The organism is Fictibacillus nanhaiensis (assembly GCF_019801215.1).
Lineage (GTDB): Bacteria > Bacillota > Bacilli > Bacillales > Fictibacillaceae > Fictibacillus > Fictibacillus nanhaiensis_C.
In genome coordinates this window covers 414,800-432,908 of the sequence record NZ_JAHVJO010000002.1, presented here as the reverse complement: position 1 = coordinate 432,908, position 18,109 = coordinate 414,800, and the positions used below count along the sequence as shown (strand labels likewise).

At 40.5% G+C, this 18,109-nt stretch carries 19 protein-coding genes; 13 read left to right on the top strand and 6 right to left on the bottom strand.

The genetic code is table 11. From position 1 onward, the window contains the following. Positions 1-12: 12 nt before the first annotated feature. From KUV80_RS10735 to KUV80_RS10720, 4 genes are all read right to left on the bottom strand, one after another. Entirely contained in the window at positions 13-1,206 is a 1,194-nt protein-coding gene (locus KUV80_RS10735; RefSeq protein ID WP_222462702.1) for an NRAMP family divalent metal transporter, read from the bottom strand. Positions 1,207-1,221: 15 nt separating this feature from the next. Further along, entirely contained in the window at positions 1,222-2,235 is a 1,014-nt protein-coding gene (locus KUV80_RS10730; protein ID WP_246625160.1) for a biotin-dependent carboxyltransferase family protein, read from the bottom strand. Continuing rightward, positions 2,228-2,932 (bottom strand): 5-oxoprolinase subunit PxpB, encoded by a 705-nt coding sequence (gene pxpB / locus KUV80_RS10725; protein ID WP_222462701.1) that lies wholly within the window; start codon positions 2,930-2,932, stop codon positions 2,228-2,230. Before pxpB ends, KUV80_RS10730 begins: the two co-directional genes overlap by 8 nt. A 155-nt stretch (positions 2,933-3,087) precedes the next feature. Then, positions 3,088-4,053, bottom strand: coding sequence for a nuclease-related domain-containing protein (locus tag KUV80_RS10720; protein WP_222462700.1), 966 nt, complete (start codon positions 4,051-4,053; stop codon positions 3,088-3,090). Positions 4,054-4,411: 358 nt separating this feature from the next. Here KUV80_RS10720 and KUV80_RS10715 point away from each other — a divergent pair, with 358 nt between their 5' ends. Genes KUV80_RS10715 through KUV80_RS10705 form a run of 3 tightly spaced genes read left to right on the top strand, consistent with a single transcriptional unit; the run spans position 4,412 to position 7,459 of the window. After that, positions 4,412-5,326, top strand: coding sequence for a DoxX-like family protein (locus KUV80_RS10715; protein ID WP_222462699.1), 915 nt, complete (start codon positions 4,412-4,414; stop codon positions 5,324-5,326). Further along, positions 5,326-5,937, top strand: a complete 612-nt coding sequence (locus tag KUV80_RS10710) for a DUF4166 domain-containing protein (protein ID WP_222462698.1) — start codon at positions 5,326-5,328, stop codon at positions 5,935-5,937. Before KUV80_RS10715 ends, KUV80_RS10710 begins: the two co-directional genes overlap by 1 nt. Next, complete coding sequence (locus KUV80_RS10705) at positions 5,906-7,459, top strand: YndJ family protein (RefSeq protein WP_222462697.1); 1,554 nt, start codon at positions 5,906-5,908, stop codon at positions 7,457-7,459. Before KUV80_RS10710 ends, KUV80_RS10705 begins: the two co-directional genes overlap by 32 nt. Positions 7,460-7,506: 47 nt before the next feature. Here KUV80_RS10705 and KUV80_RS10700 read toward each other — a convergent pair whose 3' ends face one another. Beyond that, positions 7,507-7,734 carry a hypothetical protein gene (locus KUV80_RS10700; RefSeq protein ID WP_222462696.1) on the bottom strand — a complete coding sequence of 76 codons (228 nt, stop codon included), beginning with the start codon at positions 7,732-7,734 and terminating at the stop codon, positions 7,507-7,509. A 145-nt stretch (positions 7,735-7,879) separates the two neighbouring features. On the opposite strand from KUV80_RS10700, the gene mtnK reads away from it, so the two are divergent. From mtnK to KUV80_RS10660, 8 genes are all read left to right on the top strand, one after another. Beyond that, the gene (gene mtnK, locus KUV80_RS10695) at positions 7,880-9,106 is read left to right on the top strand and encodes an S-methyl-5-thioribose kinase (RefSeq protein ID WP_222462695.1); all 1,227 of its coding nucleotides are present in this window, start codon (positions 7,880-7,882) and stop codon (positions 9,104-9,106) included. Then, the gene (gene mtnA, locus KUV80_RS10690) at positions 9,107-10,174 is read left to right on the top strand and encodes an S-methyl-5-thioribose-1-phosphate isomerase (protein WP_222462694.1); all 1,068 of its coding nucleotides are present in this window, start codon (positions 9,107-9,109) and stop codon (positions 10,172-10,174) included. Continuing rightward, the gene (locus KUV80_RS10685; protein ID WP_222462693.1) at positions 10,158-10,799 is read left to right on the top strand and encodes an L-fuculose-phosphate aldolase; all 642 of its coding nucleotides are present in this window, start codon (positions 10,158-10,160) and stop codon (positions 10,797-10,799) included. The genes mtnA and KUV80_RS10685 overlap by 17 nt, the downstream gene beginning before the upstream one ends. Before the next feature lie 106 nt (positions 10,800-10,905). Next, positions 10,906-11,142: a DUF1664 domain-containing protein gene (locus tag KUV80_RS10680; protein WP_222462692.1), complete on the top strand. Its 237-nt coding sequence runs from the start codon at positions 10,906-10,908 to the stop codon at positions 11,140-11,142. Between the two features lie 188 nt (positions 11,143-11,330). Next, positions 11,331-11,855: a type 1 glutamine amidotransferase domain-containing protein gene (locus KUV80_RS10675; RefSeq protein WP_222462691.1), complete on the top strand. Its 525-nt coding sequence runs from the start codon at positions 11,331-11,333 to the stop codon at positions 11,853-11,855. Positions 11,856-12,040: 185 nt separating this feature from the next. Continuing rightward, on the top strand, positions 12,041-12,832 hold the full coding sequence (locus tag KUV80_RS10670) for an SGNH/GDSL hydrolase family protein (RefSeq protein ID WP_222462690.1): 792 nt from the start codon (positions 12,041-12,043) through the stop codon (positions 12,830-12,832). A gap of 82 nt (positions 12,833-12,914) precedes the next feature. Then, the gene (locus KUV80_RS10665; protein ID WP_222462689.1) at positions 12,915-13,406 is read left to right on the top strand and encodes a VanZ family protein; all 492 of its coding nucleotides are present in this window, start codon (positions 12,915-12,917) and stop codon (positions 13,404-13,406) included. Positions 13,407-13,462: 56 nt separating this feature from the next. Beyond that, a complete protein-coding gene (locus KUV80_RS10660; protein WP_222462688.1) occupies positions 13,463-13,699 on the top strand; it encodes a DUF2584 family protein in 237 nt (78 codons plus the stop codon). Between the two features lie 26 nt (positions 13,700-13,725). Here KUV80_RS10660 and KUV80_RS10655 read toward each other — a convergent pair whose 3' ends face one another. Next, a complete protein-coding gene (locus KUV80_RS10655; protein ID WP_338083485.1) occupies positions 13,726-14,469 on the bottom strand; it encodes a C39 family peptidase in 744 nt (247 codons plus the stop codon). A gap of 196 nt (positions 14,470-14,665) precedes the next feature. Here KUV80_RS10655 and KUV80_RS10650 point away from each other — a divergent pair, with 196 nt between their 5' ends. Together KUV80_RS10650 and KUV80_RS10645 are read left to right on the top strand one after the other, a co-directional pair. Beyond that, complete coding sequence (locus KUV80_RS10650) at positions 14,666-15,940, top strand: peptidoglycan-binding protein (RefSeq protein WP_246625159.1); 1,275 nt, start codon at positions 14,666-14,668, stop codon at positions 15,938-15,940. A 151-nt stretch (positions 15,941-16,091) separates the two neighbouring features. Continuing rightward, positions 16,092-18,104 (top strand): penicillin-binding transpeptidase domain-containing protein, encoded by a 2,013-nt coding sequence (locus KUV80_RS10645; protein WP_222462687.1) that lies wholly within the window; start codon positions 16,092-16,094, stop codon positions 18,102-18,104. Positions 18,105-18,109: the final 5 nt, after the last annotated feature.

Genomic DNA, 18,109 nt, shown 5'->3' with positions numbered 1-18,109 from the left:
GGTTTTCCTCCTCTATTTTGTAAATAACATAGGAATGCCGATATACAGAGAATAAACACTCATCACAGCCATGATAACCACGATAAGCACACCGAAAATGGTCATCCACATCGGGTGCTTGTAGTCTCCGACGATCTTGGGCTTGTACGCGGCAATCAGCATTACGCCTAATGAGATGGGCAGAATCAATCCGTTGAGCGACCCGACTAAAATCAAAATCTTAACCGGTTTCCCGATTAATGAAAAAGCGAGTGTGGAGATGGCGATAAATCCGATAATGATCCACTTATGGTATTTTTCTAATGTTGCATTAAACGTTCGTATAAATGAAACAGACGTGTAAGCGGCACCGACAACAGATGTGATGGCAGCGGCCCACATCACGACTCCAAAAATCTTGTATCCGACGTTTCCGGCAGCCAATTTAAAAACAGAAGCAGGCGGATTTGCCGTGTCAAGCGTCAGCCCTTGTGCCACAACTCCTAGAGCAGCCAAGAATAAAAAGATTCGCATGATGGACGCAATCCCAATCGCCGAAACCGATCCTTTTGTTACTTCTCTTAAGTTTTCTTTTCCTTTTATACCCGCATCGAGCAATCGGTGAGCACCGGCAAATGTAATGTACCCGCCAACCGTTCCGCCGACTAAAGTAACAATCGCAAGAACATCGATCGTATCGGGCACGAACGTTTTTACGACCGCTTCACCAACAGGAGGCTGGGCGGTAAACATGACGTAAATCGTAAGTCCGATCATGATGAATCCGGCCACTTGTGTAAAGCGGTCCATCGCTTTTCCAGCTTCTCGTACGACAAAAATTAAAATGGCGATCACTCCACTAAGCAGCGCACCCATTTCAGGTGAAACGCCGAACAGCACATTTACACCAAGTCCAGCTCCCGCGATGTTTCCGATGTTGAAGGCAAGACCACCGGCAACAATTAAGGCAGCAAGGAAAAAACCTAACCCAGGTAGAACATCGTTCGCGATGTCTTGCGCTCTTTTTTCTGAAACGGCGATGATTCGCCACACGTTCATCTGCGCGCCAATATCAATAATAATCGATGCTAAAATAGCAAATCCAAAACTGGCGGCAAGAATCGATGTAAAGTGTGTCGTCTGTGTCAAAAAACCAGGGCCGATAGCTGATGTTGCCATCAAAAAAGCGGCGCCTAATAGAATACTAGCTTTTGATTCTGTTTTCATGTTGATCGCCCTCCATTACTTCGTTTGTTGTCGTATTTTTAATGAGATTCCTTGTTTCAATTGTTGGATGTTTCTTTCTCGGTCTAAGTAGAGTTGTTGAGCAACCGCGTGCGAAACCTCCGTGAATTGCACTTTGTCCCCTGGTTTAAGCTGCGCCATGATGGAGAGATCGACTGTCGCAATCTGGCCGATTTTCGGATAGCCGCCTGTTGTTTGCCGGTCCGCCAAAAGCACGATCGGATTTCCTTCTGACGGCACTTGAATGGTTCCGAAATTCACGGCCTCTGACAGCATTTCTTGTTCATGCTTCAGTTCAAGAGTGGGTCCTTTTAACCGATAACCCATCCGGTCTGACTGGGATGTCACTTCAAAGCTCTCGGTAAAAAGTTTCGTCTGACTCTCCGGGGTAAACCAATCATACTGCCTGCCTTTCATGACCCTTACTTTCGGTTTGGCCGTTGAAGTTGTTTTGAAGTCGGAAGAAATCGTCCAATGCATCTCAGCGAACTTCTTTTCATTCTTTTCGGCAGATAACATATTCATCATGTTAGTAGAAAGAGTGCTCGGGGCTCCAATCCTCAGCTGATCCTCCGCCTGCAGCGCTTTTCCATTAAAACCGCCGATTCCTGCACGTATGTATGTTGATTTGCTGTCCATGACATCAGGAAGATCAAACCCTCCAGCCACAGCCAAGTAAGCTCTGCAACCCGTTTTGCAGCCGCCGAATTTGAGCTTACTGCCAGCTGTCACGAAAACAGCTCGCCAGCATTTTACCGGTTTGCCATCAATAGAAGGAGACAGATTACCGCCGCAGATCGAGATTAACGTATCTTCTGCAAATTCCATATCAGGACCTAATAACGTGAGCTCCAGTGTTGCTTCCATTTCATCGTTTCCGACAAGAAGATTGGCGATTCGATGGGCGATGGGGTCCATAACACCGCTTGCAATTACTCCATATTTTTGATAACCGTAACGGCCGAGGTCCTGAACACTTGTAAGGAGACCGGGCTTTGTGATCTTAATCATTCTCGTTCTCCTCCCATCTTTGAAACTCTTCAACGGTTATAGGCTCAAATTTTATCTGATCCCCAGCTTGTAAAAGGCTTGGTGTAGCACCGTTTGGAAGAAACAACTTTCGCGGCGTTTTGCCGATAAGCTGCCATCCCCCAGGCGTTTCGATCGGATACACCCCTGTCTGTTTTCCAGCGATACCAACCGAACCCGCTGGAATCTTCAATCTTGGATTCTTTCGCCTTGGCGCGGCAATTTTTTCACTCATGCCTCCGATATAAGGAAATCCTGGCGCAAACCCGATCATATAGACGAGATATTCTCCACCAGCATGAATATCGATCACTTCTTGTGGTGATAGTCCGTTATGCTTCGCTACTTCTTCAAGATCCGGACCGAATTCACCGCCATAACAAACGGGGATTTTAACGACACGCGGTTCGCTGTCTTGCTTAACTTTTACATGTTTTAAAAGAGAGGTCAGTTCCTCGCAAACGTGTTCATATGGAAGCTTCGTAGATTTTATTTTTATCGGATCGTAAAATACAGCAACCGTTGAAAAACCAGGTACATACTCGATGACCCAGTCGAAAGCATGCTCATCAAAAAACGAGGAGACTTCTTTCACTTTTCGCTGAATGTCGGGACTAATATCATCCCCAAGCTCAATGATTACGCTGTTATCTCCTAAAGGCTGTAAGGTAAACTCCATCCTATAATCTCCTGTCTTTTTATGTAAATTAATCAGAATATTTGTATATTTATAAAAGTATAAAGGAAAACGCTTTAAATTCAAACCGTTCACTGATACTTTCCCGATTGTAAATATTTCTAGTCAGAAAGATAGCGGCTTTTTTAAACATCTGTTTAAAAATTCAGCAGCTCATAATTCTTGTATTTGCCTAATCCGCTCTCTGGAAGGTGAAGAGAGCGAAGAAGATGTTTTGTGGTATGGCGCGATGAAAGCTTTAGAAAATCACGGCATTGACTGTTTGTAATTCGAGGACCAAACAAAATTCTGTATGTTTTTAAGGCTTCAACGTGAGCATCCTTACTAAACAGAAAGCACTTCTCACAAAACCATTGCCTCTTTTTCCTAATCATGGGGATGGATTCACAATTTGGACATGGAACGCCTTTAATCAGATTATTTTCTGAAATGGAAAACTGCTCAAACAAGTCAGAAGAGTTTTGTGTATGCTGCTTCAATAGAAGGCGTGATAGCTTTTTTATCTCCTTTTTCGTCATAATTTCTTTGTTATGCATGTGAAGAAAGCGATGAAATCTTGGAAGCAGGTTGGAGCTATGGGTTACCATTTTGGAGAGATTTGTTTTATCTGGGATGGATTTGATGCGCGTGTGGGGGTTGCTGATGATAATTAACGATTCAATGGGGATCTTCGGCAATCGTTGATTGTTGAGCCATTCCTTGAAAAGAAAGGTTTGTCGGTAGATTTGCGAAACAGGATCTGCAAAGGTTTCCTCTATCCCGTTTAGAATACGGTGCAGTTGATTGAACTCCTGATCGAAAATGAGGGTGCCTGCCATGTTTTTTACTTCAATAATGAGAAAAAAGGTCGGAGTAAGAATTAGGATATCGAGCTGAAAAAAGCTGGATTTATGGGGGATGCGAAGATCGTGGAAAATAAAGCAGTCATCATGGGGGAGCAGATCTAAATGGTAAAAAAGAGATTGTTCGCCACGAAACCCAGCGTGGCTTCTTGCTAATTCGCCTTCCAATTCATTGCGTTTTAGGTGCGTAGGGGAAATACGTTTCAGAATTTCCTTCAGCCTTACAATTTTAATAGATTCAGTAGCCTCTTTTACAATCATGGCAACTCTCCTTAACGTTTTTTTACTTATTTTCTTCATGGTTCTTAAATTTTCCTTCTCGTCGGATAAAAATGACCTCTGTTTTGGTGCCCAAGTCTGCTCTATGAGCATATGTCAGCGTTCTATGAGCGTACAGCGACAATCTATGAGCATATACTGGCTTTTTATGAGCAAAGATAACGTTTCTATGAGCATACGTGTAACAGATATAAGAACACGTACCGTTAGAGCTAATATTCATAATTATTTTTATAGACGGCTATTGATTAAACGGCAAAAAACTATTTTGCACAAATGTTCACAATTTCCAAAAGAGTTCATGGGAAATTATGTTACTTTATAGAAAGGGGTGTCTTATATGAAAAATAAATCCGTTTATGTAGAAATACCTATTGAAGTTGATGTAAAAGAAGTATGGGATAAGAGTCAAAAACCTGATCTTCACGAGCAATGGGATTTGCGTTTTTCTTCCATCACCTATCTGCCAAAAAAATCAGAAGATGACCCACAATCTTTTCTGTACGAAACAAAAATTGGACTTGGATTGAAAGTGGCAGGGTGGGGTAGAAGCATCGGTACGCATAATAAAGAGGATGGTTCAAAAATCTCTTCTTTGCACTTTGGTACCGATCAAAAAATCTCTCCCATTTCAGAAGGAAAAGGATATTGGAAATACATACCGACTGAACAGGGTACTACATTTCTTACCCAATATGACTATGATGTACGCTATGGTTTATTTGGAAGATTACTAGACTTCTTTTTTCGCCCGATGATAGGATGGGCAACGGCTCTTAGCTTCGATGTGTTAAAACGATGGTTGGAAAAAGGGGAATTACCGCGAACCCAGTACCTCCGTTTTTTTAGCAGCACTCTTGTAACACTGTTATTTTTCTTTGTCTGGTTTTATCAAGGGCTCGTGCCAAAAATTATCGCCCAGCATCCTGAGGAAGTCGCCATGCTTTCTAGTTTGTCTTCTTTAAAAGGAGCTAATGCTGTAACAGCCGTTGGAATCATTGGGGTATTGGAGATGCTGTTTGGGCTCTTATGGCTTTTTTATCGTAAAAAAAGACATCTACACTTGCTTCAAATACTTGTGTTTCCAGCATTGACGATAAGTGCACTAATCGCGGACCCCTCCATTTCCTATCATCCGTTTAATCCTGTTACTTTTAATAGCAGCTTGTGGATTCTTTCCATAATTGGCTACATACTAACCAAAGATTTACCAACAGCGACTAGCTGTAAACGCACGAGAAAGAGTGATGCCTAATGACCATCTACAAAACCCTTTTAGGAACTGACTTTGACAAGCTTCACCCTAAACTGCAAAAACGTTACAGCATTCCTGTTGGCAAACCATTTTTTGCGTCGGGAACCATGACAAAAATTGAATCAGGTGCCAGTTGGCTTAAACCTTTTCTACAATTAGCGACACGCTGGCAGTTTCTCTTCCCTGAAACAGGGCGTAACGTACCGTTTACCGTCAAAAATACATGCCGGACGTTACCGACGGGTGAAGCAGAAATTTATTGGGAACGAACCTTTTATTTTGAAAAAGTTACGCGTCATTTTAATGCGTTTATGACCATTGATCCCAAGAGGAGAATCGTGAAGGATTATCTAGGCGAGCCGAGCTTGTTTTATTCTGATCTGCAATTTGAAGTGACACCTGAAGGACACCAGGTCATTCGTTCAGGACGCCAACGGTTTATTTTAGGTCCTCTAGAGATTCCGATTCCAAAGATGTTAGAAGGAGTTGTAACAGTGGAGGATGGATATGATGATGCCCGGGAAGTATTTACAGTCCAAGTCCATATTCATAACCGAATCGTAGGGAAGGTGATGGTGTATGAAGGTGAATATAAAGAAGAGTCTCTTTAATCCGCTCATACTTGCCGGAATCCTTCTATTTATAGGGAGTATTCTTGTGGGCAGGGAACCTTATTTGCTCATGCTGACAGCAGCGCAGTTAATATTCGTTCCTGTTATGCTTCAGCTTATTATTCAAATAAAAAACATACATAAGATTGTTACGGGGGTGGCAATGCTTTCCGTCTTTTTATTGTATGTTGTGTCATCCGATACATGGCAGATTGGATTTGCTCTTATTTATTTACTTTTTACTTTATTTGTTGCCTTACTCGGACTTCAGCGGTTTTTTCAGCGAGGCTTTACAAATTGGGCAGAAATTTCAATTGATTTTGGAATGATGTATTTGTTTATAGGCGGTGTGTGGTTTTTTGCTTATACGGCAGGCATTGAAACAGGATTTAGTCCTCTTATTACGTGGTTAACAGCTATTCATTTTCATTACTCTGCCTTTTTATTGCCTATATCTCTTGGCTTTTTCGGACGTATTCATGAGTCAAAATGGTATCCGTGGGTTGTTTCTATTATTCTAGCAGGGCCTATGCTCGTCGCCATTGCAATCACATTCTGGCCCTTACTTGAAGTCATTTCGGTATCGTTGTACATATTTGCTATTTATCTGTTAATCTTTCTCGCCTTTCGGACACCTTTTCCCACAAAACTGCAGGCATTTTGTATAAGACTTTCATATGGAGGGCTAGGCTTCACAATTTTATTTTCCATGCTATATGCGGCTAATAATGCGTTTGGCAATTGGCCAGTGAGTATTGATTTCATGCTTGTTTTCCATGGTTTTGTGAACTGTGTTATTTTTGGGCTGATAGGTGTGCTGGGCTGGGCGCTCGGATCTCCTGAAACAAAGTATGTTAGTCCGAGTTTTCCAGTCAGCCGAATACGCGGGAAGCTAAAGGGGACAGGCGAACGACATCGGGGGCTTGTAGATGACTTAAGTGTTTTGGTGGATACAAACGTTTTACCGGAAAAAATCATTCATTTTTATGAGCATACGGATCAATATCAACTGTTTGCTTCTGTCAAATGGGCGATTTGGTTTAAACCCTTTGTTTTATGCTACAAATTGATCAGTAAAAAAATGCAGCAATTGAATTTGCCGATCTCGAGTAAGCGTATTGAAATGACAGGGGAAATACGAGTTGTTGATCCCATATTGGATGGAAGGATCAAACCGCGTGTTTGGGTTCGTAAAGAGAATGAGAATATCATATTTGCGGCCATTTATTCCTATCATGAAACAGCGGATCGAACCTATATGAATATCGCACTTCCACTTCCTTTTTCGTCTATGATTGGTATATTAGCGCTTGTTGAAAAAGAAAACAGTCTAATTTTAACAAGTGAAGCAAAAGGAGATACCGGTATATATTTAGCATCAGGGAAAACTCTTTTCAAGCTGCCATTATCCGAGCAGTTTTCTATTGAAGAGACAAATAAAGGGTCACTTTCTGCTAGTCACAGCATGCGAATATTTGGTATTCCTTTTTTAAAAATAAAATATACCATCCATCAAAAATAGTCACTTTGAAAAAATGCTCAGGAAAAATTTCTGAGCATTTTCTGTGCTTATTTCACTAATATTAAAAGCTTTCCATCACGCTCTTCTCTCTCTTTTTCATCCGCCAGATCGTACTTTTTTAGCAGGTGGAACACTTTGTTTAAAAATTCCTGATCTCCGTTTTCTGTTAAAGCGCATTCAACTCTAGCTGCCAGTTCGTCCGGCATGAAAGCCGTTTGGTCCGCTAATTTTTGCCTGACATCCTCCAACGAATGATCAATCATACATTTTCCCATATCATCTCACTCCTTCTTCAACTGTCATTCCCTCTTAACACTATTATTTATCATTGACTTCCTCTGTGGCTAGTTATATCTTTTTAGTGAATGTTGTAAGCGCTTTCGAGTAAAAGTGTGCCATATGAATAGAGGGGGACCTAAGATGACGCGTTTTTCTGCCTATTTTTTAATGAATCCAGCAGATGTAATAGATTATGTAAAAGAAAAACTTACTTTTTTTAAAAGTGATGCCGAGCTCTCATGTGAAGAAATTGGTGACGGGAACCTGAACTATGTTTTTAGAGTGGTCGATGAAAAGCATGGAGATTCGCTTATCATCAAGCAAGCGGGTCATACGGCTCGGATTTCTGATGAGTTCAAACTTTCAACAGACCGTATCCGTATCGAATCAAATGTTTTACAATTAGAAGATAAGCTGTCACCTGGTTTGGTGCCGATGGTTTATTTGTTTGATGACGTGATGAGCTGCTGCGCGATGGAGGATCTTTCGGATTACACCATCATGCGGACAGCACTGCTCAACCATGAAACATTTCCAAGGTTTGCCGACGATATCACCACGTTTATGGTGAACAACCTGCTTCTTACGTCTGATGTCGTGATGGAGCATAAAGAGAAGAAGCGGCTTGTTCAGCAATACATTAACACGGAGCTGTGTGAAATTACAGAAGATCTTGTGTATACCGAGCCTTTTTATGATCATAACAACCGAAACGAACTCACTTCAGGCAACGAAGAGTGGATTAAGTCTACTATTTATGGTGATCACGAGCTAAAATTAGAAACAGCAAAGTTGAAATTCAGCTTTATGAATCATGCGCAGAGCTTGCTTCACGGTGATCTTCATACCGGCTCTATTTTTATAAAAAAGGAAAGTACAAAAGTGATCGATCCTGAGTTCGCTTTTTATGGACCGATGAGCTATGACATCGGGAACGTAGTGGCCAACCTGTTCTTCGCCTGGGCAAACGGACACGCTCACGGAAATCAAGATTTTACAGATTGGATTGAAAATACGATAGAAGACGTAATCGGCCTCTTTCAAGAAAAATTTCTATATAAATGGGAGCAGGAAGTAACCGAATTGACGGCTAAGCAGGCCGGTTTTAAAGAATGGTATCTTAAGGAGGTCGTAGCTGACACGTCGGCCGTCACAGGACTCGAGCTCATCCGAAGAATCGTAGGTTTGGCGAAAGTGAAGGACATAACGTCAATCGCCGATTCAGAAAAACGAATAGAAGCCGAACGTATTTGTTTAACAGCAGCGATCTCTTTTATCAAGCAACGGTCACAGCTTTTAACAGGACAAGACTTTGTTGCGGTTATAAAAGAAGCGGACAACATGATTAAGAGCAGAAAGGTGATGTAAATGACAGAACAATTGATTCCGATTCAGTGGAAAGACGATGCACTCGTATTGCTAGACCAAACGACTCTTCCAAATGAAGTGAGATATGATTCCTATACAACCATTGAAAGTGTTTGGGACGCGATCGTAACGATGAAAGTGAGAGGTGCGCCGGCCATCGGCGTGTCAGCAGCTTACGGACTATATTTAGGGGTAAAGGATGCTGGGGAGGATTCTTTTGAAACGTTTTTCTCCGATTTAAAAGAGAAATCGGATTATCTGGCAGCTTCAAGACCCACGGCGGTTAACCTTTTCTGGGCGTTAGAGCGGATGGAGAAGAAGGTGGACTCCTTGTCAGGATCTGAAGTGGATGAAATAAAAAACGCTTTGCTTCAAGAAGCGATCGCCATTCATCAAGAAGACGAAGAGATCAACCGACTGATCGGTGAAAACCTTTTAACGTTATTGTCTGACGGGATGGGCATTTTAACGCACTGCAACGCAGGTGCTCTTGCGACGACGAAATACGGAACGGCGACTGCTCCTATGTATCTAGCAAAAGAAAAAGGCTGGGACATGAAGGTGTATGCAGACGAAACAAGACCGCGTCTGCAAGGATCGACGTTGACGGCTCTTGAACTTCAGCGTGCGGGAATCGATGTAACGGTGATTACAGATAACATGGCGGCGATGGTCATGTCACAAGGGAAGATCCAAGCAGTCATTGTTGGATGCGACCGGGTGGCGGCGAACGGTGACGTAGCAAACAAGATCGGGACGATGGGTGTCGCGATTTTGGCGAAAAACTTCGGCATTCCGTTTTATGTTGCGGCTCCAACACCGACGATCGACCTCCGAACACCAACAGGCAAAGAAATTCCGATTGAAGAACGTGAAGCAGAAGAAGTGACGAACCGATTTGGCGTATATACCGCACCAAAGGGCGTGAAAGTGTACAACCCGGCATTTGATGTGACGCCAAACGAATTCGTAACCGCGATCGTTACGGAAAAAGGAATCGTAGAAGCACCATATGAAGAAAATCTGCAGAAGCTGTTTAAAGGAGCACCGAATGTTATTACAAAATGAGCGGGAACAAGTGGTCCATTATTGCCAGCAAATGATCAAACGCGGACTGACAAAAGGAACAGGCGGCAATATTAGTATGTTTAACCGTGAGCAAGAGCTCATTGCCATCAGCCCGAGCGGAATCGATTATGACAGGATGTCGGCGGAAGATGTAGTTGTCGTTGATTTAGAAGGCAAGGTGATAGATGGCGTTTTGAAGCCATCGAGCGAGCTTTCCATGCATGCTATCTTTTATAAAAGAAGAGATGACATCAACGCGGTCGTTCACACGCATTCCCCTTTTGCGACAACGATCTCGTCCATGCGCTGGGATTTGCCAGCGGTTTCGTATCTCGTGGCGCACGCCGGGAAAAATGTGAGATGTGCTGAATACGCAAGCTTCGGAACAGAGGAGCTGGCTGAAAACGCCTTTCGCGCGATGGAAGACCGAAAAGCCGTATTGTTGGCGAACCACGGTTTCCTTTCCGGAGCAAACAATATCGAAACCGCATTTACGATCGCGGAAGAAATCGAGTTCTGCTGTGAGATCTATTACCGCACAAAATGCATCGGCGAACCCGTGATTTTAGATGACGAAGAGATGGAACTCATGACCGAAAAATTCAAGGTTTATGGGCAAAGATAAGATTGAAACCACATCAGAAATGGTGTGGTTTTTTAAACAGTTGTTTAACTTTAACAGCAGAAACATGATAGGAGATTTGGTATAATGGCTAAGAGGAGGTGAGGAAATGGAAAATAAGATGATGGATATATTGTTACAGGTTCAACAAAGTGTTTTAGAACTAAGAGATGATGTAAACATAATAAAAGCAGATGTAGCTGACTTGAAAGTAAGAATGACCAACATCGAAGAGCGAGTAACTAGCATCGAAGAAAATATGGTTAGAAAAAGCGATCTTAAGTACTATGATTTTAAGATTGCAGAGCACGATCGTGAAATCTTCCAGCTGAAACAACAAAATTAACCCCACGTGGAACCCTTCAGATTTTCATAAATGTCCCCATGACCGGGTCTAAACAATTTCATACTAAAAAATAAAAACCCGGGAGAAGTTCCGGGTTTTTTATATATCATTACAACCTATTACTTAACTACATATGTAGATTAATGTTACGCTTAAAAGGAAATAGAATAGTGGAGGTGTTGTTATACATGCGTTTAAAAGGTAAAAAAGTAATCAGTCTTGTTCACCATGATTTTGAGGATCTCGAACTTTGGTATCCGATTCTTCGATTGCGTGAAGAAGGCGCAGTTGTGGAGCTTGCAGGTGAGAAGGCTGGCGAAACATACATCGGTAAATATGGAGTTCCCGCGGAAGCGGATTTCGCATTCGGTGATGTGAGTTCCGCTGACTATGACGCCATTCTAGTGCCTGGCGGATGGGCACCGGACAAGCTGCGCCGTTTTCCTGAAGTGATTGAAATGGTTCAGCATATGGAGGAAAATAAAAAGCCGATCGGTCAGATCTGCCACGCCGGCTGGGTGTTGATCTCGGCGAAAGTATTAGACGGCAAAAAAGTGACGAGCACGCCAGGCATCAAGGATGACATGGAGAACGCCGGAGCAGAATGGATCGATGAACCTGTCGTAGTAGATGGACACCTCGTTTCAAGCCGCCGTCCGCCAGATCTGCCGGATTACATGAGAGAGTTTGTAGAGGTTTTATCTGGAAAATAAGTGAAAGCTGACTTTTAGTAGACATTATGTCGCTGTAAAGTCAGCTTTTTGTTGTTTAATTCTTAATAAATGCGAAACACGCAATGTGCCAAAATAAAGTAAACCTCTACATTTTTCAACAAATTTCTTGTAATAGAAAATTTTACCCCTTATGATATGGATAGAAAATATAAGGGGTTGGGCGAATGAAACGTGTTTTAACCATGTTCGTCATTTTAGCTTGCATTCTTAGTGTGGTTGGCGGTCATTTTTACTATAACAATAAATTAGAGGAAATAGCTCAGGCAGCGAAGCTTGAATTGGAAATGGTACAAAAAGAAGATACAACAATGAAAGTATCCTCTGAAGAAAGTCAAAAGCCATCAGAAGATCATTTTAAAAACGCACCTAAAGGAATTGCAGAACTTTATAAGCAAAAAAAGGACGCAGGGAAGGCTCTTACTTTTCATCTAATCGGATCTACGAATACTTCGATGGAAGATGGGACATGGGCAAAGCTTTTTGCTACGCAAATGACGGATACGTACGGTGAAAATGTAAATGTTTTTATAACAAGCTTAGGTAAAATGACAAGTCTGGAGCTCCAAAACAATCAAGTTTATTCAGACGTAATAAAGAAGAAAGCTGATATTGTCCTGATTGAGCCGGTTTTGCTTAATGACAATATTGGCATAAGAATGGATGATACATTATTTGTTCTCGGTAAAATGATTGCAGGTATTAAAGCTGCAAATCCTGAAGCTATCATTTTGTTGCAGCCTTCTAATCCGATTAATTCACCAAATAAATACGCAGTCCAAATAAAAGAATTAAAGAAATACGCACAAGAACAGAATATTCCTTATCTTAATCACTGGGATAGCTGGCCAAGTGTTGAATCAGAGGATATTAAAGAATACTACAACATCACAACATTACTACCGAATGAAAAAGGATATAAAGTCTGGGCAGACTATATGAATAATTTATTTAAATAGGGATGTGAGAAGACCTGTGGAATAATTGTCGCACAGGTCTTTTTGTTATTTATGATAAAATAATACATGGTGATGAAAATTTATGAAAAAATTTCTGGTCTACTGGCTCCCTGTCCTTATATGGGCAAGTATTATTTTCTACGCCAGCTCACAACCTTATGAAAAGCAAGATTTGCGCCCTACAATCTCGAATCATATTGACTTAGAAATTGTAGAAACCTTATTTTCTTCTATTAACATTCGCTATGCTGGGGAAGAAATTAGCGTTAACAAACTTGGGGCAGCTCATTTTATCGAATTTTTTGTTCGAAAAGCCGCACATTTTTTGGTGTACTTTGGCTTAGGTATTCTAATTTTTCGGGCTTTAAACGCTCATGTTTTAAACAAACGTTTAACTTTTATTACTTCATGGGTCTTAACACTTGTGTATGCCATCTCGGACGAAATCCATCAAGGTTTTACTCCTAACCGTTCACCTCATGTCGAGGATGTTATTATAGATTCAGTAGGCGGACTTATTGGGATCTCGATTATCGTACTTTTTTATAAAAATATTCATCGAAAAAGAATCTAATGTACCAATGAAATGCTACAATATAACCAAAACCGAATGAAGGTGAACTCATGCATATGCCAATTACCGTACAAGCGACTATTGTAACGGCTGGAAGAGAAAACCGTATTGAGGGAAATAGATTTCAAATTACTCTAGAGGGTTATCAACTATTTATCTTGGAACATCCTTTTACACTTCAAAAAAATGAAAACAGCTCTCCTGTCGGGAAAGCTGTTGTAAAAGAACTGACATGGAAAGAAGGTACTACGACATTAGTCTATGAACTAATCGACCTTCACGGCGTCAATTAAGAGTGGCTCTAATGAGTCACTTCTTTTTATTCATAAGTAATTGCTTGTGATCCCATCTGTTTCCATGCCTCTTTAAAGTTCTCTAGTGGCAATTTTCGGTTTTTTACATGATATAAAGGATCGTTAAAATATACATTATTTTCGTCAAAGCCAGTAACTACAACAGAGTGCTCTTTCCATGTGATTTGAACTTGTCCAGTTGGTGTGTTCCATGTGCGGAATTCACTTTCAGGCAATGTTTTGAAATCAGAGTTTATTATAATCCATACTGGTTTTCCAGATTTTACTTCCTTTAGTACATCTTCAAAGGAACTTCCACTTATATCGTTAATTCGTCCAGGTAAGTAATTCTCAGCTAGGTTTGCTATAGGCTCATGATAAACACCGTACCCCATGTTATCAAACGTATAGATATCACCGACAAATCCATCATTTGGGTTGCCATAATAATATTTTCCATTTATCTTCCTATAAGGTGTATCTACTTTTTTTATCTTTTTCGCTAGCTCCATCTTTCCAACATCAACACCTGCATGCTGTAAAAGCATAGCTAAAGAAGTTACTTCACAACCTCGGTCCAGTTCAGGTTTTTGTTGAATGTGCGGAACTTCCTTAATAAGGATTCTTCCATTAGCATCCTCTATAACATCAGTGTTTTTCATTTTATTTTCATGGGTATCCCTTTTTTCTTTTGTATCGTTTTCTTGAAATGCCGCGAATAAAATTCCGAAAACAAAAGCTGCTGTTAATAATAGGATAAATTTTTTCACGACGTTATTCTCCTTATTTTTACTATAACTTTTATATTACCAAAACTAAGAAAGTTTAAGCATGAAACAACAAAAATATGATACATATTCTACAAATTTATTGTTTTTTAATAGAATGTGCTTTTTTCATACACAGAGGAAGGAAATTGTCGATATAAGAAGAAAGTGATTAGTAAATTAGTAAAAGGAGGAAGAAATGGAAAATAGAAAGATGTTAAGGCGTTTTATCATGACTTCGACTTTTGCTGGAGCCTTTTTAGCTGCACCGGTAATTGGTGAAGCAGCCCTTGGAGATCGTACGCTAAAACTGGGAACGACTCATGAAGATGTAAAAGAACTTCAATCCATACTGAAAAATAAAGGTTATTTTAACCACCATGAGACGACTACTTATTTCGGATCTATTACAAAGAAAGCCGTTATGGATTTTCAAAGAGTGAATGGATTAGTTGTTGATGGCATAGTAGGAAAAAACACCTATAGCAAGTTGCTGGAAAAATCTTATCAAGAAGAAAAACCAGAAGCTCTAAAACCTATAGCACCAGCTTCCATATCTGCTTCGTCAACTTCATCAGAAAAAGTACTAAAGTTGAATACGACAGGCAAAGAAGTAAGGAAACTACAAGAAGATCTTAAGTTACTAGGCTTCTTTACTTTCTATAAAACGACAGAATTCTATGGAACAATTACTACTGAAGCTGTTCGTAAATTTCAACTCAGTCAAAAGCTAAAAGCAACGGGTGTGGCGGATGCAGCAACACTTGATCGAGTTCAAAAGCAAGTTGCTGCAAAGAAAAAGGCAGCTGCACTAACTCCAACGCCGCCAAAAAATACACCATCACCTTCAGTACCTCCTTCACAAGAAACGGTTCAGCTGAAATTCGGTAGCAGGGGAGCAGAAGTAGTACAGCTCCAAACGCGATTGAAAAACCTTGGCTATTTTACATATCCCATGATTACCGATTATTTTGGATCGGTGACTGAGGAGAGTGTTGAAAAGTTTCAAAAAGAAAATGGACTTCCTGTAACCGGTGTTGTGACAAATACAGTAACCAATAAAATCACCGAAGTTGAGAAGACAAAAGGACAAACTCCAAAAACTTCAGACCAGATTACAATTAATGTGATTGCTAATGCTGCAGAGTTAATGGGTGTCCCATACCAATGGGGCGGTACAACGACAAAGGGCTTTGACTGCAGTGGATTTATTCAATATATTTTTGCGAAAGAAGGCGTTCAGCTTCCAAGAACCACAGCACAAATGTGGAATGAGACGACTCCTGTTTCTGAGCCTGTAGTAGGTGATCTCGTCTTTTTTGAAACGTATACAGCTGGGCCCTCTCATCTAGGGATTTATATCGGTAATAACCAGTTCGTACATAGCGGGTCGAGTACGGGAGTAACAATCAGTAATTTAGATTATAAGTACTGGCAAGATCGTTATTTAGGTACTAAGCGTGTAAATTATTAATATTTCTTAAAACCCTTCTGATCTATATATTCAGAAGGGTTTTACATTATCAGGAATTTATCATGTGCTTATCAGAAATATACATGTCCTCTTTTGTTATAATAAACAAGTGTTTAAAATTATTGTAAAAATTGTTGAAAGGGGAAAAGATTTGAAGAATATACACAAAATCGTCATGTTGGCTGTTCTTTGTATGGTAGTAGTAACTGCTTGCTCAGAGCCGCCAAAGCCAGAAAATGCTCTAGAAAAGTATTTAAGTTATTGGAATAAAAAAGATTATAAGAGTATGTATAAGATGCTAGATTCGGAATCAAAGAGGGCAATTTCTGAAGACGATTTCGTAAAGCGCTATACAGATATCTATAGTGGAATAGAAGCTAGTAAACTAGAAGTAAAAATGAAGAAGCAAAAGAAAGAGGAAGAAAAAGAAAGTGAGATAAAGAGTCTTCCATATACTGTGAAGATGGATACCCTTGCCGGTCCAATCGAGTATTCACATAATATGAAGCTTCAGCTTGAAGAGAAAGAGGACTCAGAAGAATGGAGAATTAAATGGAATACATTACACATCTTTCCTGAAATGGAGAAAGGCGACCGAATATCTGCTTCATCTTTAACAGCTAAAAGAGGACAAATTCTAGACGCGGAAGGTAATCCGCTGGCCTATAACGGAACAGCAGCGGAAATTATTATTGTTCCTGAAAAACTGCCAGAAGAACAAACAAAAACGCTTGAACCTTTATCTAAATTACTCGGAATCTCCCAAGAAGAGATTCAAGCAAAATTAAATCAGTCTTGGGTGCAGCCGCATCACGGGGTTCCGATAAAGAAACTGGAATTAGAAGATCCAAAAGTTAATAACGCCATCGCTCTCGAAGGTGTTGATTTCCAAAAGAAAGAAACGCGTTTATATCCTTTAAAAGAAGCTGCTGCACATTTAACGGGGTACATTGCACCAATAAGTGCTGAAAAATTAGAGAAATTAAAAGGAAAAGGATACACAGCTCAAGACTGGATAGGTGAAGCAGGCCTTGAACAGGTGTATGAAGAGCAGCTAAGAGGAACAAGCGGCGGAATTATTAAAATTCTCGATAATGAAAAACAAGAAAAATCCGTATTGGCACAAAAAGAAGTTGTTCATGGAATCGATGTAAAAACGACGATTAACAGTCAAGTGCAGCGCTCAATCTATAATCAGATAAAGAGTGATGTGGGAACGTCATCCGCTATTCATCCAAAAACTGGGGACGTCCTTGCATTGGTAAACAGTCCGTCTTACGACCCAAATCAATACACACTCGGAATACCAAAAGCGCTTGATCAAAAGTGGCGAGAGAATCCAAAAAAACCAAAAATGAACCGTTTTAAGTACACGTACGCACCAGGTTCTACACTAAAACCATTAACGGCAGCAATTGGATTGGAAAATGGTGCACTTAAGCCAAATGAGGAAATGAAAGTAAAGGGTAAGACGTGGCAGAAGGATAAATCTTGGGGGGAATACAGAGTAACAAGAGTTACTGATGTCCCGAGTGTAAATCTGAAAAAAGCACTCATCTACTCGGATAATATTTACTTTGCTCAAGCTGCGCTTAATCTTGGTAGAGACAAGTTTGTAGATGGATTAAAACAATTCGGATTTGGTGAAGAATTTCCCGTTTCCTTCCCATTCGTTGCCTCTTCTATTGGAGAAGAAGGGATGTCTGAAGGGCAGCTTGCCGACAGCGGATTTGGACAAGGAAAGATTCAAATGAGTGCCCTTCATCTTGCAATGTCCTATACACTATTCCTAAACGAAGGAAACCTTTTATCACCAAGGTTAGATCAGGCAAAAGAGAGTAAGATCTGGAAAGAAAATGTGATTTCGCCTGATACTGCAAAAATGATTAGAGAGGATCTTGTGCAGGTTGTCGCTCATGCAAATGGAACAGCACATAGAGACGCTTTTATGAAAGAACTTCCGCTTGCAGGAAAAACAGGTACAGCGGAATTAAAAATGAGTCTGGACGATAAGAACGGGAAAGAGTTGGGCTGGTTTGTAGGGTATAATACAGAAAATCCATCACTTTTAGTTTCCATGATGATTGAAGATGTTAAGGAACGCGGAGGCAGTCATTATGTGACTCCGAAAGTGAAAAACGTTTTTAAAGAAAATGTAAAATAAATTAC